The sequence below is a fragment of the Flavobacterium sp. KKT103 genome, assembly GCF_055640565.1.
This window is the reverse complement of record NZ_CM145766.1, coordinates 2,184,940-2,206,898: the sequence shown is the minus strand read 5'-3', so window position 1 is coordinate 2,206,898 and position 21,959 is coordinate 2,184,940. Positions and strand designations below refer to the sequence as shown.

23 protein-coding genes and 3 tRNA genes are annotated in these 21,959 nt (G+C 34.5%); 22 read left to right on the top strand and 4 right to left on the bottom strand.

Going from position 1 to position 21,959, the window contains the following annotated elements; translation table 11 throughout:
* From ACZ2G0_RS09520 to ACZ2G0_RS09490, 7 genes are all read left to right on the top strand, one after another.
* Complete coding sequence (locus ACZ2G0_RS09520) at window positions 1–918, top strand: hypothetical protein (protein WP_470307425.1); 918 nt, start codon at window positions 1–3, stop codon at window positions 916–918.
* Between the two features lie 4 nt (window positions 919–922).
* Entirely contained in the window at window positions 923–2,509 is a 1,587-nt protein-coding gene (locus tag ACZ2G0_RS09515) for a hypothetical protein (protein ID WP_470307424.1), read from the top strand.
* Between the two features lie 2 nt (window positions 2,510–2,511).
* Window positions 2,512–3,048 carry a retropepsin-like aspartic protease family protein gene (locus tag ACZ2G0_RS09510; protein WP_470307423.1) on the top strand — a complete coding sequence of 179 codons (537 nt, stop codon included), beginning with the start codon at window positions 2,512–2,514 and terminating at the stop codon, window positions 3,046–3,048.
* Window positions 3,029–3,346, top strand: coding sequence for a DUF6804 family protein (locus ACZ2G0_RS09505; protein ID WP_470307422.1), 318 nt, complete (start codon window positions 3,029–3,031; stop codon window positions 3,344–3,346). The genes ACZ2G0_RS09510 and ACZ2G0_RS09505 overlap by 20 nt, the downstream gene beginning before the upstream one ends.
* Window positions 3,347–3,354: 8 nt before the next feature.
* Window positions 3,355–4,188, top strand: a complete 834-nt coding sequence (locus tag ACZ2G0_RS09500; protein ID WP_470307421.1) for an endonuclease/exonuclease/phosphatase family protein — start codon at window positions 3,355–3,357, stop codon at window positions 4,186–4,188.
* Between the two features lie 76 nt (window positions 4,189–4,264).
* Window positions 4,265–4,945, top strand: coding sequence for a SanA/YdcF family protein (locus ACZ2G0_RS09495; protein ID WP_470307420.1), 681 nt, complete (start codon window positions 4,265–4,267; stop codon window positions 4,943–4,945).
* A 170-nt stretch (window positions 4,946–5,115) separates the two neighbouring features.
* Window positions 5,116–5,709: a CHAP domain-containing protein gene (locus tag ACZ2G0_RS09490; RefSeq protein WP_470307419.1), complete on the top strand. Its 594-nt coding sequence runs from the start codon at window positions 5,116–5,118 to the stop codon at window positions 5,707–5,709.
* Between the two features lie 121 nt (window positions 5,710–5,830).
* On the opposite strand, the gene ACZ2G0_RS09485 is transcribed toward ACZ2G0_RS09490, so the two are convergent.
* From ACZ2G0_RS09485 to ACZ2G0_RS09475, 3 genes are all read right to left on the bottom strand, one after another.
* Window positions 5,831–5,904 (bottom strand) — tRNA-Arg (locus ACZ2G0_RS09485).
* A 38-nt stretch (window positions 5,905–5,942) separates the two neighbouring features.
* Window positions 5,943–6,017: transfer RNA gene (locus ACZ2G0_RS09480), tRNA-Pro, on the bottom strand.
* Window positions 6,018–6,065: 48 nt separating this feature from the next.
* Window positions 6,066–6,149, bottom strand: a tRNA-Ser gene (locus tag ACZ2G0_RS09475).
* Window positions 6,150–6,388: 239 nt separating this feature from the next.
* Between ACZ2G0_RS09475 and ACZ2G0_RS09470 the strand changes: the two genes are divergently transcribed.
* From ACZ2G0_RS09470 to ACZ2G0_RS09435, 8 genes are all read left to right on the top strand, one after another.
* Window positions 6,389–7,567, top strand: a complete 1,179-nt coding sequence (locus ACZ2G0_RS09470; RefSeq protein WP_470307418.1) for an acetyl-CoA C-acyltransferase — start codon at window positions 6,389–6,391, stop codon at window positions 7,565–7,567.
* A gap of 19 nt (window positions 7,568–7,586) precedes the next feature.
* Entirely contained in the window at window positions 7,587–8,348 is a 762-nt protein-coding gene (locus tag ACZ2G0_RS09465) for a C40 family peptidase (protein WP_470307417.1), read from the top strand.
* A 143-nt stretch (window positions 8,349–8,491) separates the two neighbouring features.
* Window positions 8,492–8,824 (top strand): ArsR/SmtB family transcription factor, encoded by a 333-nt coding sequence (locus ACZ2G0_RS09460; RefSeq protein WP_470307416.1) that lies wholly within the window; start codon window positions 8,492–8,494, stop codon window positions 8,822–8,824.
* Window positions 8,825–8,842: 18 nt separating this feature from the next.
* On the top strand, window positions 8,843–9,307 hold the full coding sequence (locus ACZ2G0_RS09455; RefSeq protein WP_470307415.1) for a DUF6428 family protein: 465 nt from the start codon (window positions 8,843–8,845) through the stop codon (window positions 9,305–9,307).
* A gap of 16 nt (window positions 9,308–9,323) precedes the next feature.
* Window positions 9,324–9,950 (top strand): arsenate-mycothiol transferase ArsC, encoded by a 627-nt coding sequence (locus ACZ2G0_RS09450; RefSeq protein ID WP_470307414.1) that lies wholly within the window; start codon window positions 9,324–9,326, stop codon window positions 9,948–9,950.
* Window positions 9,951–9,953: 3 nt separating this feature from the next.
* Window positions 9,954–11,036 (top strand): ACR3 family arsenite efflux transporter, encoded by a 1,083-nt coding sequence (gene arsB / locus ACZ2G0_RS09445; RefSeq protein WP_470307413.1) that lies wholly within the window; start codon window positions 9,954–9,956, stop codon window positions 11,034–11,036.
* Window positions 11,037–11,154: 118 nt separating this feature from the next.
* Entirely contained in the window at window positions 11,155–11,739 is a 585-nt protein-coding gene (locus tag ACZ2G0_RS09440; RefSeq protein WP_470307412.1) for a fasciclin domain-containing protein, read from the top strand.
* A gap of 178 nt (window positions 11,740–11,917) precedes the next feature.
* Window positions 11,918–12,268, top strand: coding sequence for a hypothetical protein (locus ACZ2G0_RS09435; protein ID WP_470307411.1), 351 nt, complete (start codon window positions 11,918–11,920; stop codon window positions 12,266–12,268).
* A gap of 148 nt (window positions 12,269–12,416) precedes the next feature.
* Here the strand turns inward: ACZ2G0_RS09435 and ACZ2G0_RS09430 are convergent, their stop codons facing one another.
* Window positions 12,417–13,163, bottom strand: a complete 747-nt coding sequence (locus tag ACZ2G0_RS09430; RefSeq protein ID WP_470307410.1) for an NUDIX hydrolase — start codon at window positions 13,161–13,163, stop codon at window positions 12,417–12,419.
* Window positions 13,164–13,310: 147 nt separating this feature from the next.
* Here ACZ2G0_RS09430 and ACZ2G0_RS09425 point away from each other — a divergent pair, with 147 nt between their 5' ends.
* The 7 genes from ACZ2G0_RS09425 (at window position 13,311) to ACZ2G0_RS09395 (ending at window position 21,895) form a co-directional block, all read left to right on the top strand.
* On the top strand, window positions 13,311–15,779 hold the full coding sequence (locus tag ACZ2G0_RS09425) for a glycoside hydrolase family 3 N-terminal domain-containing protein (protein WP_470307409.1): 2,469 nt from the start codon (window positions 13,311–13,313) through the stop codon (window positions 15,777–15,779).
* Window positions 15,780–15,889: 110 nt separating this feature from the next.
* Window positions 15,890–16,708 carry a 3-methyl-2-oxobutanoate hydroxymethyltransferase gene (gene panB, locus ACZ2G0_RS09420; protein ID WP_470307408.1) on the top strand — a complete coding sequence of 273 codons (819 nt, stop codon included), beginning with the start codon at window positions 15,890–15,892 and terminating at the stop codon, window positions 16,706–16,708.
* 58 nt (window positions 16,709–16,766) lie between these two features.
* Window positions 16,767–17,528 carry a glycosyltransferase gene (locus ACZ2G0_RS09415; RefSeq protein ID WP_470307407.1) on the top strand — a complete coding sequence of 254 codons (762 nt, stop codon included), beginning with the start codon at window positions 16,767–16,769 and terminating at the stop codon, window positions 17,526–17,528.
* A gap of 16 nt (window positions 17,529–17,544) precedes the next feature.
* Complete coding sequence (locus ACZ2G0_RS09410) at window positions 17,545–18,966, top strand: ArnT family glycosyltransferase (RefSeq protein ID WP_470307406.1); 1,422 nt, start codon at window positions 17,545–17,547, stop codon at window positions 18,964–18,966.
* A gap of 17 nt (window positions 18,967–18,983) precedes the next feature.
* Window positions 18,984–19,673, top strand: a complete 690-nt coding sequence (locus ACZ2G0_RS09405; protein ID WP_470307405.1) for an RluA family pseudouridine synthase — start codon at window positions 18,984–18,986, stop codon at window positions 19,671–19,673.
* Window positions 19,674–19,745: 72 nt separating this feature from the next.
* Window positions 19,746–21,074 (top strand): aldehyde dehydrogenase, encoded by a 1,329-nt coding sequence (locus ACZ2G0_RS09400; protein ID WP_470307404.1) that lies wholly within the window; start codon window positions 19,746–19,748, stop codon window positions 21,072–21,074.
* Between the two features lie 47 nt (window positions 21,075–21,121).
* Complete coding sequence (locus ACZ2G0_RS09395) at window positions 21,122–21,895, top strand: hypothetical protein (protein ID WP_470307403.1); 774 nt, start codon at window positions 21,122–21,124, stop codon at window positions 21,893–21,895.
* Window positions 21,896–21,959 lie beyond the last annotated feature (64 nt).

Genomic DNA, 21,959 nt, shown 5'->3' with positions numbered 1-21,959 from the left:
ATGAGTGAAGAAAAATTAAAACCATTATCCTTTGATAACGACGATTTATTAAAACCAATTTCTTTTGATAGTGCAAATAATATGCCTACAGATTTTGTCCCTTTAGTGAATGCTAATACTAATGACATTAAAAACAAAGACAGTAATTTTGTTTTCTTTTTTGGTGTTTCAGCATCTGGTAAATCTGTTATTTTGTCAGCAATTTTATATTATTTAAGAACAAAAGGGGGAGTACTACGCCCTAAGCTAGGAACTCCAAATACTAAAGAAGCTCAAGTTCTACTAGCTGATTTTTTTGAAAATATTAGTAAAGGAATCTTACCTAATAGAACAACTAGGCATCAGGTAACAAGGATGGACTTTATATTCGAACCAAATAATAAATCAAAAAAAGTACCACCAATCAATTTAACTTTTTTAGAAACAGCAGGTGCAGATCATCAAGAAATAACTCGTGGAGGTTCATATCATAGCAGTATTGATGCTTATTTAAATGCTAAAATTCCGCTAAATATTATAATTGTTACAAGTTACGACACCGCTCACAGAGATGACTCTCTTATAAATGAATTTTTTGGGGAATTAGAAAGAAGGGGCAATCATATGAAAACTCTAAAAGTAATATTAGTGGTTTCGAAATGGGATATTTCTGGAAGAACTGATATTTCAAATGAAGAAGAATTAGAAAACTTTATACAAGAAAGATTACCAATGACAAACAATTTGATCAATTCTTATGAATTAAGCAAAACATACTTTACCATTGGAAATATTGAAAAGATAGGAAGCGAAGAAAAAATAACGCTACTTAATTTGGAATCTTCAGAAATTCTATCTCATTGGTTATATGAAAGTATAACCGGTTATCCATTAAATTTTGAGGGAACTTTTTGGGAAAAAATAAAATTTAGTTTTTAATAGTATGGAAAATATCTATGCCTTTGCCTTTGCAACATTTGGACATCCTAACGACTTTAGACAAATTTGTTTTCTACCAGCAAACAGAAAATCAGATTTACAGGTAAAATTATTTGACCTAACAAATGCAATTAAAGTTTATCCTAAAAGTACACTGTACTCAATAAGAAAAGAAAATATAAATGGTAAGATTGCTATTTCATACGCTATTTATACATTCGCTAAAGAAAAATTATCAGAAAGAGATGGAACTTTTATTGGTTCTAGTTTACTTTATACAAATGGAATTCCTAGTGAAAATATTACAATTGAAAAATTAAATCATTTCCACAAAGAATTAGTGAAAACAAATCTATCTGATGGGAGATTGGTTATTAATCATCCAAATGATTTCGTGATATCAAAATCAGTAACAGTTGATTTTGATAAAATAGTATATAATCTACGACGATTAGAAGAACCAACAAATTTTAATAATTCCAATTCAAATCTCGTTGTTTATTCTCAGATTGACACGAACACATTACAACAAAACTTCAAAAAATCATTGGAATTACTCAATAATTTTGACACAATATTTTTTACTAATAGCGACGAAATCGCAAAATTCACTGTTTCAAAAAGATTGTATAAACTATTAGATGAAAATAAAAACGAATTCGACAATACTGTACAATCCCTCAATGATGAAAAAAAGAAGCAGCGCCAAATTCTTGTTAGCGATTTCGGACGAGAACTATTAGAACTTGATAAAAAAAAGGAGGTGACAATAAATAATATCAAAGAAAGTATAAAACAAAACTTATTGTTACATCAGGAAAATGGAAAAAAAATTGAAGAATCCGAGAAACAAATTTCTACAGTAAATCAAAAATTTACTGAATATTCAAAAATAATTAATGAAGCAATCATTGATATTAATTCCAATAAAAATGTAGAAGATGTAAAAATGTTACACCTTTCAAACAAGCGTGAATTCACAAATTATATTGACCATAGTATAAAACCAACATATTTAAGTAGCCTAAAAAATAATCCAGTTAAAACTGAATTATCAATAAGTTATAATGATCAAGCTGACTGGTTACAGCCAAGTAATCTTAATCAACAGAGTGAAATAAAAGTTTTAAGAAAAAAAAAACCATTCAAACTTTATAAATTATTATCTCTGGTGTTTCTCATTTTATGGATATTTACATTATTCTACTTTCTTTTTATAAAAGAAACTGAACAGAATAATAATGTTATGACTACAAATGAAAATAGTAATCAAAGAACTGCAATGCCAGAAATTATTGAGAATTCGAATGCAGAAATACAACTCTTGCCACAACCAAACGGCAAACTAAACAAAAATGACATTAAAAATATTTCAAAAAACATAAAAAAGGGTATGTCATTAGAGAAGGTAGTTGAGATAATCTTTAACGAAAATCCAACTGACATTAAACAATATTTCGAAAATAACTTAGAGTTGTACTCTAATGAAATTTTGAAATCTAATAAAGAATGCTTTGAGCTAAAAGATAACATATTTTATTATACTAAAGATACAATTAGGAACATACCTTCAATAAAATCAAAATTGTAAATATGAAAAAATATCTTCTTATCCTTATTTTGATTTCAGGATGCAAGCATCCAGAAAGTGAAAGTTTTAATAGATTTGATTCCAAGAAATCAAATGATGAAGTTAGAATTAACAATGAAATTGTAAATATTTCAATAAATCAAACAACAGAGGAAAAGAATACAATTATAATGTCTGCAGAAGACGGAGTATATAAGATACCAGTTCAAATAAATGGCAGTAACATGAAATTTATCTTTGATACTGGAGCTTCAGATATTACAATATCGGCTACAGAAGCAATGTTTTTATATAAACAAGGTACATTGCAAGACGAAGATATTTTAGGACAGCAGCAATACCAAATAGCAGACGGTAGTATTTCTGAGGGAACGATCATAAATTTAAGAACCGTAAAAATTGGAAATAAAACGCTTGAGAATGTTAGAGCTTCTGTAGTCCATAATAATCAAGCTCCTTTACTTTTTGGTCAATCAGCCTTGGCTGAGTTTGGTAAAATATCAATTGATTACAAAAAAAATGAAATTACTTTTGAATAATTCGTTAATAAAAATCACCCTATCCATTCTCCTACTATCATGCCTCCTAAACTTACCCTACGGTTATTTTCAACTCGTTCGGTTTTTAGGGATGGTGGGATTTGGCTATTTAGCAGTTTTAGCGTCGAGTAACAAAAAGAAGAATGAAATGGTAATTTTCATTGCTTTAGCATTACTTTTTCAACCCTTTATAAAAATCGCATTAGGAAGAACCATTTGGAATATCGTCGATGTTGTAATTGCTATTGGTTTATTAGTCTCAATTAAATTACCTTCGAAAAGACAAAAAAAGAATTAAAACACACAATGAAATTACTGCTGCAGCCCTATAAATTAAGAGTCATAGTAATCCTTCTCTGCCTCTTTTGCAAACCAACAAGTGTATCCGCCCAAACCAAACTCCTATCCTGGAACATTGAAAACTTAGGGAAATCAAAATCCAATAGTGAAATCGCATTCATGGCGAATACCATTAAAGATTTTGATATTATTGCGATTCAAGAAGTAGTAGCGGGTTATGGTGGTTCACAAGCAGTAGCAAGACTAGCTGACGAGCTGAATAGAAAAGGCAGCAGTTGGGATTATGTGATCAGTGATCCTACTTCCAGCTCTGCCTACAAAACAGAGCGCTATGCTTTCCTATGGAAAAAAAGCAAAGTAAAGAAAATAGGTCGCCCTTGGTTGGAGAAAAAGTACCACTTAACGATTGATCGAGAACCCTACTTTTGCACGTTCGAATATGACAATAAACAGTTTACAGTAGTTAATTATCATGCAATAACGAAAAATAGACAACCAGAAACAGAAATCAAATACTTTAAGTTTTTACCATTAGAATACCCAAAACTGAATCTAATTTTTGCCGGTGATTGGAATTGCCCTCAATCTCATACGGTCTTTAATCCTCTAAAAAAAATGGGATATCAACCTGCATTTATCAACCAAAAAACTTCACTAAAAAAGGAAATGATACAGGGGCAATACTTAGCTTCTGAATTTGATAATATATTTTACAGTACACTGAATTTCAGTATTAAAAACAAAGGAATAATAGCATTTTATAAAGATTTTAGTTCCTTGAAAGAGGCACGTACTATTTCTGATCACGTCCCAGTTTGGGTAGAGTTGCTGCAAAAATAAATTCCATTTCTGGACAGTTAATACGATGCATTAGCTACAGAGTAAATAAAGTAAAAACCTGTTTTTTAAACTACTTATGACTACAGTTAATAAAAAAAAGAAGCAACATACAGTTATCAAAAGACTTTTACTTGTGTCGATTATCAGTGTCATTATTATTTTATCTATACCCTTATACATCAAGTATATGGTTCGCCACAGTTTACTCTCTAACATTAATAATGTTCATGAAAAAGAGTTCGCAATTATCCTTGGAGCAGGAATAAAAAAAAATGGAACACCTGGAAGTTATCTTAAGCAACGGCTGGATGATACTTACAAATTATTCACCGCTAGAAAAATAAAAAAAATAGTATTAACGGGAGATAATGGCGCGATAAATCACGATGAAATTTCAGTAATGAATAATTACTTATTAAGTAAAGGTATACCTCAAGCCATTATTTATGCTGATTATGCAGGATTTGACACTTATTCATCAATGGAAAGAGCGGTAAAGACCTTTGCTATTGATGAAGCTATTATAGTTTCTCAAGGCTATCACCTTCCTAGATCCGTTTTTATTGCCCAATATAAAGGGATAAATGCGGTGGGTTTTGCAAGCAATCCAAATTATGGAAAAAAAAGATACTTTACACGAGAATGGCTAGCAACCATAAAATCATTTTTTGATTGTGTAATTAAACGAAAAGCAAGATTTTATGGGACTAAAATTATTACTTCAGGAAAATCTAATGTAGTGCAAGAACAACTATAGTAATTCTGCACTACAGTCATTTTGATTTAGATCGAAAAGCAGAAAACTGTATACCATAGATTTTTTTCGAAACAGGTAATAACACAAAAATCTAATCAATACAACTTTCAATTTATGTCTTTTCAACCCAAAGTAAAAGAAGAAAATAATATAATTACTAATAGCAAACAATGAAAAAATCATTTTTAAAAATAGTACCATATATTGTAGCTGCAATACTGATACTAGTAGTTTTGATACTGTGGAAAGATGGTAAAAAAATAAACAAAAGGGTTGGTGATCCTATTGATAATCTAAATGGTGTAGTTGTTTATTATAACGGAAGTGTAAATACTACAAAAGGGCGAAATAAGACGAAAGACGGTTATAATCTTGGTTTAAAGTATCAATGTGTAGAATTTGTCAAACGCTACTACTACGAGCATTTAAATCATAAAATGCCTGATAGTTATGGTAATGCGATAGACTTTTTTGATAAAGGAATAAAAGATGGAGGAATTAACAAAAAAAGAGCTCTTTTTCAATACACAAATCCGAGTAAGCAAATTCCAAAAAAGAATGATCTACTTATATTTAGCGGAACTATTTTTAATAAATACGGACATGTAGCCATAATATCCAAGGTTTCTAATGAAGAAATCGAAATAATTCAGCAAAATGCAGGTCCGTTTAGCGCTTCACGAGAAACATTCGAACTAAAAAAGAAAAACAATCAATGGAAAATTGGCAACAAACGAATTATGGGATGGCTAAGAAAGGAATAGAGCTGTTTTTAGAATTTAGTAAAATGAAGTAAATTAAAAACCGGTAGTATTCATCAATCTATTTAAACGTTAATTGATTTATTACTATAAACAAAAAAACCACTCATGTGAGTGGTTTCTGTGAAGGCAGAAGGATTCGAACCTTCGACCGCCTGCTTAGAAGGCAGGTGCTCTATCCAGCTGAGCTATGCCTCCATTTATCTTTTAAAACTCAAATGGTAAAAGTTTTATTGTCGGGGTGGCAGGATTCGAACCTGCGGCCTCCTGCTCCCAAAGCAGGCGCGATAACCGAGCTACGCTACACCCCGTGACAATCTTCAATATGAAATTTTAAAACACAACATTTTAAAATTATGCGGAGGGACAGGGACTCGAACCCTGGCACCGGTTACCCGATGACAGTTTAGCAAACTGCTCCATTACCACTCTGGCACCCCTCCAAGCTCAGAGAACGTGTCTCGTTTTGCGGTTGCAAATGTAACACTTCATCCCATTACTCACAACTATTTCAACGCTTTTTTTTCGTATTTTTTTACTTTAATTTAAAACAACTTCACAATCAATCATATAGCATTCCCTAAAAATACCGTTTGGGAGCCAAAAAATATTAACCGCAATTCAAAATCGAATTTTGTTTAAAAAAGATTAAATTTGCTACACAAACTAACATTATAAAATCATGAACAAAAGAGTTGTCATCGTTTCTGCCGTTAGAACACCCATTGGAAGTTTCATGGGTGGATTATCTACAATCACTGCACCTAGATTAGGAGCTATAGCGATTAAAGGGGCATTAGATAAAATTAATTTAGATCCAAATTTAGTAGACGAAGTCCTTATGGGTAACGTCGTTCAAGCCGGTACAGGACAAGCACCTGCGCGTCAAGCAGCAATATACGCTGGTTTACCTAATACAGTTGCTTGTACTACTATAAATAAAGTTTGCGCTTCAGGTATGAAAGCAGTAATGATGGGCGCACAAGCAATTCAGGCAGGTGATGCTGAAGTTGTTATCACTGGAGGAATGGAAAACATGAGTTTGATTCCACATTATATGCACATGAGAAATGGAACCAAATTTGGTCCTGCTACTATGGTAGACGGATTGCAAAAAGACGGTCTCGTAGATGCTTATGACAATAATGCCATGGGTGTTTGCGCTGATTTATGTGCTTCTGAATATGAATTCACAAGAGAAGACCAAGATAATTACGCTATTCAATCCTACGAGCGTTCAGCAAAAGCATGGGAAGCTGGGAAATTTGATCAAGAAATTGTTCCTGTAGCGGTACCTCAACGAAAAGGAGATCCTATTATCATTTCTAAAGACGAGGAGTTTAGTAATGTAAAAATAGACCGTATCCCTACTTTAAATGCTGTATTTACTAAAGACGGAACTGTAACAGCTGCCAATGCTTCAACAATAAATGACGGAGCTGCTGCTTTAATTTTAATGAGTGAGGAAAAAGCAATTGCCTTAGGTTTAAAACCTTTAGCATTCATAAAAAGCTATGCTGATGCTGCTCAAGAACCTAAATGGTTTACCACTAGCCCAGCTAAAGCGCTTCCTAAAGCCTTAGATAAAGTGGGAATGACTGTAGCTGATGTTGACTTTTTTGAGTTCAACGAAGCATTTGCAGTGGTTGGTTTAGCAAATTCAAAAATTTTAGGTCTTGACAACGATAAAGTAAACGTAAACGGTGGTGCTGTTTCATTAGGTCATCCGCTAGGTTGTTCTGGAGCACGTATTATTGTGACCCTACTTAATGTATTGGAACAAAATAACGCAAAAACTGGAGCTGCCGCAATTTGCAATGGTGGTGGTGGTGCATCAGCGATTGTCATCGAAAGAGTATAAAGAAATAAAAAAAGTATAGATGTTTGGAATTTGCAATCTGGCTATAATCCCACTTCGGTTCGAACCAAGTGACAAAAGCGAAATTGTTTCTCAAGTTTTATTTGGAGAGCATTTTGAAATTTTAGAGCAAGTACAACAATGGTCTCGTATTAAATTACAATATGACTCCTATGAAGGTTGGGTAGATTCTAAACAATATCAAGTACTATCTGAAGCAAACTTTATCCAATTGTCTAATGATGCCTTAATTCTAAGTGCAGATCTAATTGAATACATTACAGGGAACAACAATATGTTATTACCGATTCCTTTAGGCTCTTCATTGTCTTTTTTAAATCATAACGAAATTAATACAACCAATTTTGAATTTGAAGGAAACAAGACGAACGGAATTAAAGACAAAAAACATTTGATCTCTACCGCTTATTTGTATTTGAACGCCCCTTATTTATGGGGAGGCAAGACACCATTTGGTATTGATTGTTCCGGTTTTACTCAAATGGTTTATAAATTAAACGGCTACAAGCTAACCCGTGATGCTTCGCAACAAGCAATGCAAGGAGAAGCCCTCAGTTTTATTGAAGAAAGTGAACCCGGTGATTTAGCCTTTTTTGATAACGATGAAGGCAATATCATCCATGTTGGGATCATTATGGAAAACAACTATATCATTCATGCTAGTGGTAAAGTTAGAATTGACCGTATTGACCATCTCGGAATCTATAATCCTGAAATCAATAAGCATACACACAAGCTTCGTGTGATTAAAAAAATAATTTAAATACTAAAACCTATCTATTTCAGATAGGTTTTTTTATTTTTTACCACAAACTGATTTAACCAAATAAATTTAGGATGCATTTTTTACAAAAAAAAATAAAAACCTCCATTTATTATCGTAATATTGCAATATACTTATACGATATGGGAATTACTAAATCCGAGAATTTTACGCAGGAACAAAATGAATTGGCAACTTTGGCGAAAGCCATAGGACATCCTGCCCGAATTGCCATTATTCAACACCTAATTAAAGTAGATAGCTGTATTTGTGGCGATATTGTTAATAAATTACCGTTATCTCAACCTACGGTTTCTCAACACTTAAAAGAACTGAAAAACGCGGGATTAATCAGCGGAAACATCGAAGGCAATGCCATTTGCTACTGCTTGAACCATGAAGGGTTTCAAAAAATTGAACAGTTTTTTGCAAGCATTTATTCCTCTTTAACTAAAACAAACACTTCTTGTTGCTAATATTTAAATCCAATTAAAATGAAATTATCCGTAATTAAAACTATTCTTGCTACTCTTGATACTGTAGAATTTCAACTACCAAACGGAACTTTCGTTCCCGAGCACTTTCACGTTACAGAGGTAGGTCTAATCACAAAAAACTTTATTGATTGTGGTGGTAAGGTCCGAAATGAATCGGTTGTTAATTTCCAGTTATGGAATGCCAATGATTTTGAACATCGCCTAAAGCCAAAGAAATTAATGAATATCATTGCGTTATCCGAACGAACTTTGGGTATGCCTGATGGCGAAATTGAGGTTGAGTACCAATCAGAAACCATAGGAAAATACGATCTTGACTTTAATGGTAAAAACTTTGTCCTTGTAAATAAGCAAACTGCTTGCCTAGCTGAAGACGCATGTGGTATTCCACAAATGGAGGCAAAAACAGAAACCATTTCGATCCAACAAAACACTTGTACTCCAGGTGGAGGCTGTTGCTAATTAAAATTTGATTACTATGAATAATCCAAAAGCGCTATTCCTTTCACTGGATGAGCTAATAAAAACAATACCTTTAGATACGATTACGGCAAATCGCAAAGCAGAACTGGAGCCTTTAATCGCTTATATTCAAGATAAAGTCAATTCAAATCAAGAAATCCGACTTAATTTTATTTGTACGCACAATTCGCGTCGTAGTCATCTAGCGCAGGTTTGGGCGCAAACTGCAGCTGCTTTTTATGCTATTGCAAAAGTGACTTCGTACTCAGGCGGAACCGAAGCGACTGCTCTATTTCCTATGGTTGCTCAAACTTTAGAAAAATCAGGTTTTGAAATAGACAAATTGGCCTTAGGTGACAATCCTATTTACAGCATCCGTTATAGTCAAAATGACCATCCTATCATCGGTTTTTCAAAAAATTATGATAACCCTTTTAACCCCGAAACCGAATTTACTGCCATATTGACCTGCTCAAGTGCTGATAAAGGTTGTCCTTTTATTACTGGGGCAGAAAAACGCATTCCGCTTCCGTTCGAAGACCCTAAGGCGTTTGACAATAGTCCGCAACAAGCCGAAAAATATATGGAAAGAAGTATCGAAATCGCGTCAGCACTTTTATACGTCTTTTCTAAAATAAAGTAAATTATGTCCGCTACTAACTGTGCTCCCGCCCTTAAAAGAAAAAAGCTTAGTTTTCTTGATCAATACCTTACATTATGGATTTTTCTTGCAATGGCATTAGGTATAGGAATCGCGAACTTTATACCTTCCAGTGCCACTTTTATCAATTCGTTTTCAAATGGAACCACGAACATCCCATTAGCCATAGGTTTAATCTTAATGATGTATCCCCCTTTAGCAAAAGTCAAATACGAGCAAATGGGCCAGGTCTTCAAAGACTTTAAAATTTTAACAGCCTCACTATTGCTTAATTGGATCGTAGGTCCTTTTATCATGTTCTTTCTTGCACTATACTTTTTACAAGATTACCCCGAATACATGATTGGAGTTATATTAATAGGTCTGGCACGCTGCATTGCTATGGTTGTAGTGTGGAATGACCTCGCAGATGGAAATAGAGAATATGCAGCTGGTTTGATCGCGCTAAACAGCATCTTTCAAGTGGTGTTGTATAGTGTGTATGCCTATTTTTTTATTACCGTTCTTCCTCCCTACTTTGGCTTTACTGGATTTGAAGTGAACATTAGCATTGGAGCGATCGCTGAGAGCGTTGGAATTTATTTAGGAATTCCGTTTGCTCTAGGAATTATAAGCAGGTATACGCTTTTAAAAATAAAAGGAGAAGAGTGGTTCAATACTGCATTTATTCCTTTGGTTTCTCCTATTACCCTAATAGCACTCCTTTTTACCATTGTGATTATGTTTAGCCTTAAAGGGGAATTAATAGTGCAAATTCCGTTTGATGTACTACGAATAGCTATTCCACTAGTGCTGTATTTTATTTTTATGTTTATTCTGAGCTTCTTTGTTGGAAAATATTTTGGAGCTGATTATTCGAAAAGTACCGCTATTGCCTTTACAGCAACAGGAAATAATTTTGAGCTAGCCATTGCAGTAGCCATAGGTGTGTTTGGTATCAACAGCGGACAAGCTTTTGCGGGTGTGATTGGTCCTTTAGTCGAAGTACCTGCCTTAATTGCATTAGTAAACGTCGCTTTTTGGTTTAGAAAAAAATACTATTCACAACCCAACTTACAGCATCAGTAAAGAATCCTACTTTAATTAAAATATATTTTTTGTTTAATAAAATGTTAAACTAGTTAAACAAACGATATTAAAGACTATCTTTGGTTATCTTAATTTAATTAACCATAAAACAATAAGTATGACAGTAGTTAAAACAATCAGCACACTTTTATTAGTTGGAGTAATCGCAACTTCTTGTGGAGACAAAAAGAAATCAGAATCAACAGAAATGACTGACACCACAGCAGTAGCAGTTGATACAACAGTTGTAGTTGAAACGCCTAACATTGTAGGAGTAGCAGCAGGAAACGAAGATTTTTCAACTTTAGTTGCAGCAGTTAAAGCGGCAGGATTAGTAGAGACTTTAAGCAGTGAAGGTCCATTTACCGTTTTTGCTCCAAACAATGCAGCTTTTGCAGCGTTACCAACTGGTACAGTAGAAACATTGCTAAAACCAGAAAGTTTAGATAAGTTAAAATCAATTTTGACTTACCACGTTGTTGCAGGAAAATTTGACGCCGCAGCGGTGACTGATGCAATCACTAAAAACAACGGTAAATTTACAGTTACAACCGTACAAGGAGGTAAAATTGACCTAAGCTTGAAAGATGGTAAAGTAATGTTAACCGACGCTAACGGAGGAACTTCGACTGTAATACTTGCAGATGTAGCAGCTTCAAATGGTGTAATACACGCAATAGATAAAGTGGTTATGCCAAAATAATTCAGTACTACTTTTTAATTGAAACCGTTGCCTTAAAGCGACGGTTTTTTTATGCTCCTTTTTTTTGAAATTGAGAAATAAATTAAAATCTACAGATAACAAATCAATGATAATCAACCATTTTTAAAGTACTTTAGTAGCTTTTTTACCTCAGCAACCACCTACATGACTATACGCAATGAATATAAAAGATATACTTGGTCGATTTTCCATCTTAGGAGCAAATCAGGACAACGAAGGAAATAGCTATTCTGGAACCTTAACATTAACGTTAGATCAAGACAACCGAATAAATGCAAAATGGAATATTGGACATGATCAAACACAACACGGAACTGGATTTTTTAGAGATAATATCCTAGTAATAAATTTTAATTACGAAGGCGAAGACCAAACAATTTATAAGGGCGTGGCGGTGTACCGTTGCATAACTCCTGATGTGTTAGACGGATTTTGGTCTGAAAAACACGGCGATCCCGCCTACTTAGGAACAGAGCGTTGTATTAGAATTACAGAGATGTTGCAGTAATAAACAGCCAATAGTGTAGAGAGTTCTCGACTGCACAAACTATTTTTTTTTTTTTTAAATTGTTAACGATGCATTAAGCAATAGCAACTGCTAGCAAGACACCAATAATTGAAAAAAAGTAATAGTAAAAAATACAAATTGAGCATAACTACCAACCGTTATTCAAGCCGTTTTCTAATGCAACTTTATACTTTTCAACATCAAATTGATATAAGTCTGGTGCTTTGTGAGCGCCTCCTTTGCGGCTTTCGTCTAACTTTAACAGAATATCAAACCGTAAAATTTTGCGATAGAAATTTCCTCGATTCAATTTTTTATTTAAAATAATCTCGTACAATCGCTGAAGTTCGGGGATTGTAAATTTTTCTGGCAATAAGTTATAACCAATGGGTTTATCATTTAATTGTTTTCTTAATGTTTCTAATGCACTATTAAAAATGATTTGATGATCCATCATTAGTTCTGGCAAGTCATCTATATTTTTCCATTCACATGCATCTGAAAATTCGTCAATCACTAAAGTAGCTTGACGGTAATCAACTAGAGCATAAAAACCAATCGAAATAAAGCGTTGCTTATTCCACAAAGAATCAGGATACTCTTCGAAAAAACCCTCAGAACGATTGAGTTCACCAAAGGTCTTAAATTGTTTTAAATAAATATTTTCTGCACCAGTACGCTTTTTCAGGATTCTGGTTGCTGCTTCATCTAGATTTTCGTTTTTAAAAACATATCCCCCCGGAAGCGCCCAAATTGGGTGTTGTTTCATCTTCACAACTAAGACTTTTAATTCTCCTTCGTGAAAACCAAATAAAACACAATCTATCGATATACCGGGCAAGTAAAGTTCCCACGATTTTTTAGAATTTTCTTCAATTATTTTTTTAAAACTCATGGCTGTTAATTGTTGGCTAAAATACTGTTTTGAACGCAAAGGAAGAAAAATAAATAAAAAACAAAGGGCTAAAAACTATTTTCTGAGTAAAAATGATTATTATTGCTTCTTAATGAAGCAATAAATATAAATTAAATAAATAGCAATATGAAAAATAAATTTGTACCAAAAGCATTTCAGTGTATTTTACTGATCGTTATGGGTTTCCCGTTAATCTCATGGTCGACACCAACTACCAAAAAAAAGCAGAATAAAGACGTACTATTGACGATAAATGGATTTACTTTTAGGGATTATAATAAAAATGGAGAACTTGATATTTACGAGGACTACCGCTTACCCATGAAAGACAGAGTTCAGGATTTAATTAAAAAATTAACGAATGAAGAAAAAGCATCTTTGTTAATAGGTTTAGGAATGCCCGGATTTGATCCCTCAACCGCTACGTTTGTTCCTAATGCAGACAAAGGCAAAGTAGCCGGTGCAGCTGGTGGTACAACTGCCATACCACGTTTAGGGCTCCCTTCTATCATAGTTTCAGATGGACCAGCAGGATTACGAATTAATCCTAAACGAGACAATGACTCTAAGACCTACTATGCCACTGCTTTCCCTGTGGGAACAGCTTTAGCCTCTACATGGAACGAAAACCTACTAAAAGCTGTTGGTGAAGCTATGGGTAATGAAGTCAAGGAATATGGAGTCGATGTATTATTGGGCCCGGGGATGAACATTCATCGTAATCCTTTGTGCGGTAGAAATTTTGAATATTTTTCAGAAGATCCCCTCATTTCTGGAAAAACCGCTGCAGCGATTGTCAACGGTATACAATCAAAAGGAGTTGGAACTTCAATCAAACATTTTGCAGCCAACAATCAAGAAAGAAATCGAATGAGTATCAGCGCCAATATAAGTGAACGAACGATGCGCGAAATTTATTTAAAAGGCTTTGAAATCGCTGTAAAAGAAGCGCAGCCTTGGACAGTTATGTCATCCTACAATTTAATAAATGGAACCTACACCTCAGCTCGTACTGATTTATTAACTACTATTTTAAGGAACGAATGGGGATTTGAAGGCTTAGTAATGTCTGATTGGTTTGGTGGATATAATAGCTTTAAAGATGCTTTCACCAAAGATGCCGTAAGTGATGTGAAAAATCAAATAGAGGCAGGCAATGATCTATTAATGCCTGGATTACCAAGTCAGCAAAAAAGTATTTTGAAAAACATTACTAACGGAACTTTAAAACCATCTGTAGTAGAGACGAGCTTACGCAGAGTCTTGGAGTTAGTCTTGAAATCCCCTTCAATGAACAATTACCGCTATTCTAACAGCCCAAACTTAAAAGAAAATGCTACCATTACTCGACAAGCTGCGGCGGAAGGAACTATTTTACTAAAAAATGACCAAAACTTATTGCCTTTCACTTCTAAAAACGCACCGATAGCCGCCTTCGGAATAACATCGTATGATTTTATATCAGGAGGTACAGGAAGTGGCGATGTTAATGAAGCCTACTCTATTTCACTTATTCAAGGTTTAACCAACTCGGGATTTGCAGTAGATACTGAATTGCAACAGTTGTACGCTCCATTTGTAGAAGATCAAAAAAATAAAGAGCTAGCACGTCGCGAAAAGGAAGGCGGACTTTTAGCGACACCTAAGCGACTTCTTGAATTAGAGCTTGGAAATGACATCATATTGAAAAAAGCAAACACATCAGAATTAGCTATTATAACCATTGGTAGAAATGCTGGTGAGGCCGATGACCGAAAAGTAGACGATGATTTTAATTTGGCTGCAGATGAACTGACGCTTATTAATCAAGTTTCTGCGGCATTTCATGCCGCAGGTAAAAAAGTATTGGTGATCTTAAACATAGGAGGTGTTATTGAAACAGCTAGTTGGAGAGACAAAGTCGATGCAATTCTGCTTCCATGGCAACCAGGTCAAGAAGGTGGTAATTCCGTTGCAGACGTTATTTCGGGAAAAGTGACGCCTTCGGGCAAATTAACAATGACGTTTCCAATTACATACGAAGACACCCCTTCATTCAAAAACTGGATTGGAATACCGGCTGAAGAACCAACTACTGTAAATTATGAAGAAGGTATTTACGTTGGTTACCGCTATTTCAACACCTTTAAAATCAAACCCTCATATGAATTTGGATTTGGATTATCATATACAACTTTTGATTATTCTAATTTAGAACTAAGCACACCGCTATTTAAAGACCAAATAACCGTTTCGATCACCATTAAAAATGAAGGTAAAATAGCTGGTAAAGAAGTAGTTGAATTATACCTTTCGGCTCCCGAAAAATCTATTGATAAGCCGTCAGAAGAATTAAAAGCTTTTGCCAAAACAAAATTACTACAGCCTGGAGAAAGTCAACTACTTACAATGAAGATCAATAAGAAAGATTTAGCCTCGTTTGTTCCTGCTAAAAATGCGTGGATAGCTGATGCGGGTTCTTATACGGTTAAAGTTGGTTCCTCATCACTAGCGATTAAAAAGGAAGCCATCTTTTCAGTGCAAAACGAGATAGTTGTGGAAAAAACGCATCCCTCCTTTGAACCTAAAGTACTCTTTACGGATCTAAAGCATTAATTAGTGAAAGTAATTAAGCACTTTTTAAATGGGTTTGACGAAAGTCAAATCCATTTTTTAGGTTCATCCAAATTTGTTTTACTACTTTTACAGCTACAAAAGCTACAATTATGTCTACTGCGAAAAAAGATTACAAAAGAATTACGACCAAGTCCTTAATAGAGATGAAGGCTAATGGCGAAAAAATAGCGATGCTAACAGCATATGATTATACCATGGCCAAAATCGTAGATACCGCTGGTATTGATGTAATATTAGTGGGCGACTCCGCCAGTAATGTTATGGCAGGACATGAAACGACTTTACCTATTACGTTAGACCAGATGATCTACCATGCATCATCAGTAGTAAGAGCTATAGAACGCGCTTTAGTAGTAGTGGATTTACCTTTTGGTAGCTACCAGTCAGATCCTAAGGAAGCATTGCGATCAGCGATCCGAATCATGAAAGAAAGCGGTGGACATGCTGTCAAACTCGAAGGCGGAAAAGAAATCAAAGAATCAATAAAAAAAATACTAAATGCAGGTATTCCAGTAATGGGACATTTGGGTTTAACCCCACAATCCATCTATAAATTTGGCACGTATACAGTTCGTGCTAAAGAAGAGGAAGAAGCCGACAAACTGATCGAAGACGCTCAACTGTTAGAAAGATTAGGCTGTTTTGCACTTGTTTTGGAAAAAATACCAGCGCATTTAGCCGAAAAAGTTGCTAAAAGCATCTCAATACCTGTAATCGGAATTGGTGCTGGTGGTGGTGTAGACGGTCAAGTTTTAGTGATTCATGATATGTTAGGAATGAATAATGAATTTAGTCCTCGCTTTTTGAGAAGATATATGGACCTTTATCAAGGTATGACCACGGCCATTGGTGCATATGTTACTGATGTAAAATCGCGTGATTTCCCTAATGAAAAAGAACAATATTAACCTTTATTTAATCCTCTGTTAGATTGGAAGACCGTACATTTGTTTAAAACAAATTCCTATGACAACCACATTTTCGACTTGTATTGTTATTCCTTGTTATAACGAGGTTAAAGGAATTAGTATTGCGGAGTACAGCAACTTCTTAAACAACTACCCTACTGCCATGATTTGCTTTGTAAATGATGGCTCGACTGATAAGACTTTAGCTGTTTTAAACGAAATTAAGAATGATTTTTCAAGCCAAATTCATATTGTTTCCTTATTAAAAAACTCAGGTAAAGCAGAGGCAGTACGCCAAGGAATACATTATTGTAATCAAAATTTCTCCCATCAATTTATAGGGTATTTAGATGCTGACCTAGCGACTACCTTGGAAGAATTCATAGCCGTTAGCGACAATCTGACAAATGATGTTGTTTTTTGTTTTGGGTCCAGAATTACAAAGATAGGCTCTACGATTGAACGAGAAAACAGTAGGTTCTTGATCGGTCGAATCATAGCAACTTTCATCTCTCACATCTTGGACTTAAAAGTGTACGATACCCAATGTGGTTGTAAAGTCTTTACTAAAGAAATTGCAATTGCTATTTTTAAAAAAGAATTTATATCGAAATGGCTTTTTGATGTGGAACTTTTTTTTAGAATGAAGCTGCTTTATGGTAAACAAAAGGCGCTAAGTAAAATGAATGAAGTACCACTTAAATCTTGGATCGAAAAAGGAAACTCAAAAGTAAAACCAACGTATTTTTTCAAATTGTGGTTGGATTTGTACAACATAAGTAAGCAGTACAATAAGCAAAAAAACAGCCAATTTGTTTAATAAAAAATCGTCTTTCATGATTCCTGAAAAATTAAAAAACAATTCCTACGTACTTTACATTGCCGTTATAACGCTTGTTCTTTTTAGATTGCTGCTAATCGCAAAAATTCCTCTGTTAGATAAAACAGAAGCTCGTTATGCTGAAATAGCCCGAATCATGTGGGAAACTAATAAATGGATTGTCCCTCAGATAGATTACGGGATTCCATTTTGGGCTAAACCTCCATTATCCACTTGGCTATCCGCGGGGAGTTATATTGCTTTTGGAGTCAACGAATTTGCATCGAGACTACCTTCCTTCCTTCTAAATATTGCCTTAATTGTTTTAGCGGGAAAAATGGTTAAAAAAAGTGGAGTGTCTTTTTACTTACCAGGATTTATTTTGCTTACAATGCCTGAGTTTTTAATTCATACCGGCGTTGTTTCCACAGATACTGCCTTGCTCTTTTGTGTAACCATCATGATGCTTTCATTTTGGAAAACGATGTATGATGATAAAAAAACCTACTGGAATTATTTGTTTTTTGTCGCGTTAGGACTCGGTTTACTTGCTAAAGGTCCATTGATTATGGTCCTTACTTTTCCACCGCTATTTATTTGGTGCTGTCTTGAACCCGGACGATTTAAAGCGCTTTTTTCTAAATTTTCAATCATATTTGGTTTCCTTATTACTGTTGTAATTGCTATTCCGTGGTACTATTTAGCTGAAAAAGAGACGCCTGGTTTTCTAGACTATTTTATAATTGGCGAGCATTACAAGCGATTTGTAGTTTCAGGTTGGAATGGTGATTTATATGGCAAACCAAAGACACAACCGCTGGGAATGATCTGGGCTTTTATGTTTGCTTTTGGTTTTCCATGGGTCCAAATTGTTTTTTATAAAATTTGGAAAAACAGAAAGCTTATTTTGAAAGATAGCTGGATTTCCTTCTTAGTTTTATGGCTACTTTGGACACCGGTATTTTTTACCATTTCTAAAAACATTTTACATACCTACATGCTTCCTGTGACTATTCCTATCATGTTTTTAATGGTACATTGGTGGGAAGATTTCGCAACTAAAAAAACACTTATACGTATCGCCTTATTTTTTCCCGCCGTTGTTTTTATCGCTTATTTTGCTGTTTTTGCAACCGGAAAAATAGATTTTTATATGAATTCCGATAAATATATTTTGGAACAGACTATGGAAAAGAAAGAGAATACAACTCTACCAATTTACTATTGGAAAGAAAAAAATTATTCGGGACAATTTTATACTAATGGTAAGGCACAATTAATCAAAGAAGCATCGCAACTTGACTCGGTTTTTAAACTAAATAAAAAGTTGATTTTAATCACTTTGACACAGCGGGACGAAGCAGTTCCTAAGCAGTATCTTGACCAAATGATTTTAACCGAAAGCAATTACAAAACGGCTATTTATATTCGTAAATAAGAGCTGAAAATACACAAATGAAAGAAATATCAAATAAGACAAATCTCCAAGTACTTCACGAAGACAATCATCTGATTATTGTCAATAAACGTGTTGGCGATATTGTGCAAGGGGACAAAACGGGAGACAAGCCCTTAAGTGAAGTTGTAAAAGAATACATCAAGGATAAATACAACAAACCCGGCGAAGTATTTTTAGGAGTCGTGCATCGATTAGATAGACCGACTACCGGCATCGTCGTATTCGCAAGAACTTCTAAAGCGCTGACCCGATTAAATGAGTTATTTAAAAATAGAGAAACACAAAAGACCTATTGGGCGATCGTAAAGAACAAACCAGAACTTGCGCAGTCTAAATTAGTACATTACATTAAACGCAACGAAAAAAACAACAGCTCGAAAGCACACACCAAAGAAGTGCCTGATAGTAAATTAGCTAGTTTAGAGTATACCGTTTTTAAAGAATTGACCAATTATTTTGCTTTGGAAATTAACCTTCATACGGGAAGACATCACCAAATTAGAGCACAACTTGCTGCAATAAATTCTCCCATTAAAGGGGATTTAAAGTATGGTTTTGACCGCTCTAATCCTGATGGAGGTATTCATTTACATGCTCGAAAACTTGTTTTTATACATCCGGTGAGTAAAGAATTGGTAACAATCGTAGCGCCAGTACCCAATGAAGTACTTTGGAAAGCACTATAAATAATGAAAATAAAAATATATAATTGAATTTTTAAATTAACTTGCGGTAGAAACAAGTAAGCTACTTTTAAAATGAATTATAAAACAAATATTAGCTACCGCAAAGAAACCTTAGTAAAACTGCTCCACAATCTGATTACACATGAAGATGAAATAGTAGCCGCACTGCATAAAGATTTCAAAAAACCGGCTTTTGAGTCGGTTATTACGGAAACGAATTATGTTATTACCGAACTAAAACACACTATAAAGAACATAAAATCGTGGTCAAAACCAATTAAAGTTTTGCCTTCAATTATAAACTTTCCCTCACGAGATTATATATACAAAGAACCCTACGGCAAAGTTTTAATTATTGCGCCATGGAATTACCCCTTTCAATTGGCCTTATGTCCACTTGTATCAGCAGTTGCTGCGGGTAATCAGGTGGTCATCAAACCGTCGGAATTAACGCCATATACATCAGCAATTATTGCTAAAGTGATCAGCAAAACTTTCGATAAAGAGCATGTGACTGTTGTTGAAGGTGGTGTTGAAGTCGCTCAAGACTTACTATCTGCCCGTTGGGATTATATCTTTTTTACTGGTAGTATACCTGTTGGAAAAATAGTTGCCAAAGCAGCAGCCCAGCACCTTACTCCTACTACTTTGGAGTTAGGCGGTAAAAGCCCTTGCATTGTTGACGAGACAGCCAACTTAAAATTGGCCGCCAAAAGGATTGTTTGGGGTAAATTTATAAATGCAGGACAAACCTGTGTAGCTCCCGACTATATTTTAGTGCACGCGACAGTAAAAGCCAAATTAATCGATTACCTGAAAGAAGAGATCACTTTAGCTTACAGCGCTAATCCAGAGACTTCTCCAGATTTTGCCCGAATTGTTAATCATAAAAATTGGGAACGCGTAAAAGCTTTAATCGAGCCTAGCAAAGTTGTTTTTGGTGGAAAAACAGCTGCTGAAACATTTTATATTGCTCCTACTCTAATAGAAGAGTTTGACATCGATTCTGCCATCATGCAAGAAGAAATCTTTGGTCCACTTTTACCAATTGTAACGTACACCAATGAAGCGGATATTAAGATTTTGTTTTCAAAATATGAAAAACCACTAGCGCTTTATGTTTTTACTGAAAACAGTAATTTTGCTGATGAAATTATCCAAAAATATTCGTTTGGAGGTGGTTGTGTAAATGATACAGTAGTGCACCTTTCTAACAGTAGATTACCTTTTGGAGGTGTGGGACATAGTGGATCAGGCGCCTACCATGGTAAATTTAGTTTTGATACTTTTTCGCATAAAAAAAGCATTGTGAAAAAAGCAACTTGGCTCGACTTACCGTTACGCTACGCTCCTTATAAAGACAAACTAGAATTAGTTAAAAAATTATTGAAATGGACCTAAGAGTCCTTTTATACTTTACATTAAAATAAACCTATCATTGCATACCTATGGACAACAAAAAATCTAAAATTGAAGCTTTAAAAGCAAATGGATATCAGCTAGAATTTGAAAACGTTTTCAATCTAGCTTTCGAGAATTACAAAAAAATTGCTCTTTATGCTGGGCTAATGATTTTTGTTTTTTCAATTTTAATAAGTATCCTCTTAGTCACAGGATTAATATCCTATTTTGGAGTTACAGGCTTTGTTGAAGCAATGAAACCAGAGAATTTAAATGGTTCGACTATATCCGAAAGTAATAATATAGTTATAATGATTGGAACAGTCATTGCTGTTTGTTTACTTAGTCCATTTCCTGCAGGTCTTATTAAAATGGCACACGCAGCACAAAGAGACGAAGAATTTCATGTTTCAACAGTATTTACTTATTATGCAGCACCCTACTTTAAGGAGCTGGTACTTTCCTCGTTACTAATCGGAATTTTCAATACTGCTTTGAGTACAGCAATAACCTATTTAGATCTTCCCTACCTGGAAATCCTAACCTCTACTGCAGTCACTTTTATAACGATGCTAACGATACCTTTAATTATTTTTAGCGACTTAAAAGCTACTGATGCTATTACATCAAGCATTGTTTTGATTCTCAAACAACCGTTAACATTAGTTGGTTTATTTGTAGTTTCCTACATTACTTCACTAATTGGGATTTTTGGTTGTTGCATTGGTATATTTTTCACCATACCTTTTATGTATTCCCTCTATTTTGCCGTGTACAGTCAAATCGTAGGTTTTGACACCGCTGAAGATGAAATACTATAAGTACAAAATGAAACTAATAGTGGTTAAAGGCAAAGAACTTTAACCAATATTGTTTTTTTTAACG

What these genes read in the sequence shown, in the direction of transcription:
- ACZ2G0_RS09520 (WP_470307425.1), top strand. Translation starts at nt 1, where the DNA reads ATGAGTGAAGAAAAATTAAAACCATTATCCTTTGATAACGACGATTTA.
- ACZ2G0_RS09515 (WP_470307424.1), top strand. Translation starts at nt 923, where the DNA reads ATGGAAAATATCTATGCCTTTGCCTTTGCAACATTTGGACATCCTAAC.
- ACZ2G0_RS09510 (WP_470307423.1), top strand. Translation starts at nt 2,512, where the DNA reads ATGAAAAAATATCTTCTTATCCTTATTTTGATTTCAGGATGCAAGCAT.
- ACZ2G0_RS09505 (WP_470307422.1), top strand. Translation starts at nt 3,029, where the DNA reads ATGAAATTACTTTTGAATAATTCGTTAATAAAAATCACCCTATCCATT.
- ACZ2G0_RS09500 (WP_470307421.1), top strand. Translation starts at nt 3,355, where the DNA reads ATGAAATTACTGCTGCAGCCCTATAAATTAAGAGTCATAGTAATCCTT.
- ACZ2G0_RS09495 (WP_470307420.1), top strand. Translation starts at nt 4,265, where the DNA reads ATGACTACAGTTAATAAAAAAAAGAAGCAACATACAGTTATCAAAAGA.
- ACZ2G0_RS09490 (WP_470307419.1), top strand. Translation starts at nt 5,116, where the DNA reads ATGAAAAAATCATTTTTAAAAATAGTACCATATATTGTAGCTGCAATA.
- ACZ2G0_RS09470 (WP_470307418.1), top strand. Translation starts at nt 6,389, where the DNA reads ATGAACAAAAGAGTTGTCATCGTTTCTGCCGTTAGAACACCCATTGGA.
- ACZ2G0_RS09465 (WP_470307417.1), top strand. Translation starts at nt 7,587, where the DNA reads ATGTTTGGAATTTGCAATCTGGCTATAATCCCACTTCGGTTCGAACCA.
- ACZ2G0_RS09460 (WP_470307416.1), top strand. Translation starts at nt 8,492, where the DNA reads ATGGGAATTACTAAATCCGAGAATTTTACGCAGGAACAAAATGAATTG.
- ACZ2G0_RS09455 (WP_470307415.1), top strand. Translation starts at nt 8,843, where the DNA reads ATGAAATTATCCGTAATTAAAACTATTCTTGCTACTCTTGATACTGTA.
- ACZ2G0_RS09450 (WP_470307414.1), top strand. Translation starts at nt 9,324, where the DNA reads ATGAATAATCCAAAAGCGCTATTCCTTTCACTGGATGAGCTAATAAAA.
- arsB (WP_470307413.1), top strand. Translation starts at nt 9,954, where the DNA reads ATGTCCGCTACTAACTGTGCTCCCGCCCTTAAAAGAAAAAAGCTTAGT.
- ACZ2G0_RS09440 (WP_470307412.1), top strand. Translation starts at nt 11,155, where the DNA reads ATGACAGTAGTTAAAACAATCAGCACACTTTTATTAGTTGGAGTAATC.
- ACZ2G0_RS09435 (WP_470307411.1), top strand. Translation starts at nt 11,918, where the DNA reads ATGAATATAAAAGATATACTTGGTCGATTTTCCATCTTAGGAGCAAAT.
- ACZ2G0_RS09430 (WP_470307410.1), bottom strand. Translation starts at nt 13,163, where the DNA reads ATGAGTTTTAAAAAAATAATTGAAGAAAATTCTAAAAAATCGTGGGAA.
- ACZ2G0_RS09425 (WP_470307409.1), top strand. Translation starts at nt 13,311, where the DNA reads ATGAAAAATAAATTTGTACCAAAAGCATTTCAGTGTATTTTACTGATC.
- panB (WP_470307408.1), top strand. Translation starts at nt 15,890, where the DNA reads ATGTCTACTGCGAAAAAAGATTACAAAAGAATTACGACCAAGTCCTTA.
- ACZ2G0_RS09415 (WP_470307407.1), top strand. Translation starts at nt 16,767, where the DNA reads ATGACAACCACATTTTCGACTTGTATTGTTATTCCTTGTTATAACGAG.
- ACZ2G0_RS09410 (WP_470307406.1), top strand. Translation starts at nt 17,545, where the DNA reads ATGATTCCTGAAAAATTAAAAAACAATTCCTACGTACTTTACATTGCC.
- ACZ2G0_RS09405 (WP_470307405.1), top strand. Translation starts at nt 18,984, where the DNA reads ATGAAAGAAATATCAAATAAGACAAATCTCCAAGTACTTCACGAAGAC.
- ACZ2G0_RS09400 (WP_470307404.1), top strand. Translation starts at nt 19,746, where the DNA reads ATGAATTATAAAACAAATATTAGCTACCGCAAAGAAACCTTAGTAAAA.
- ACZ2G0_RS09395 (WP_470307403.1), top strand. Translation starts at nt 21,122, where the DNA reads ATGGACAACAAAAAATCTAAAATTGAAGCTTTAAAAGCAAATGGATAT.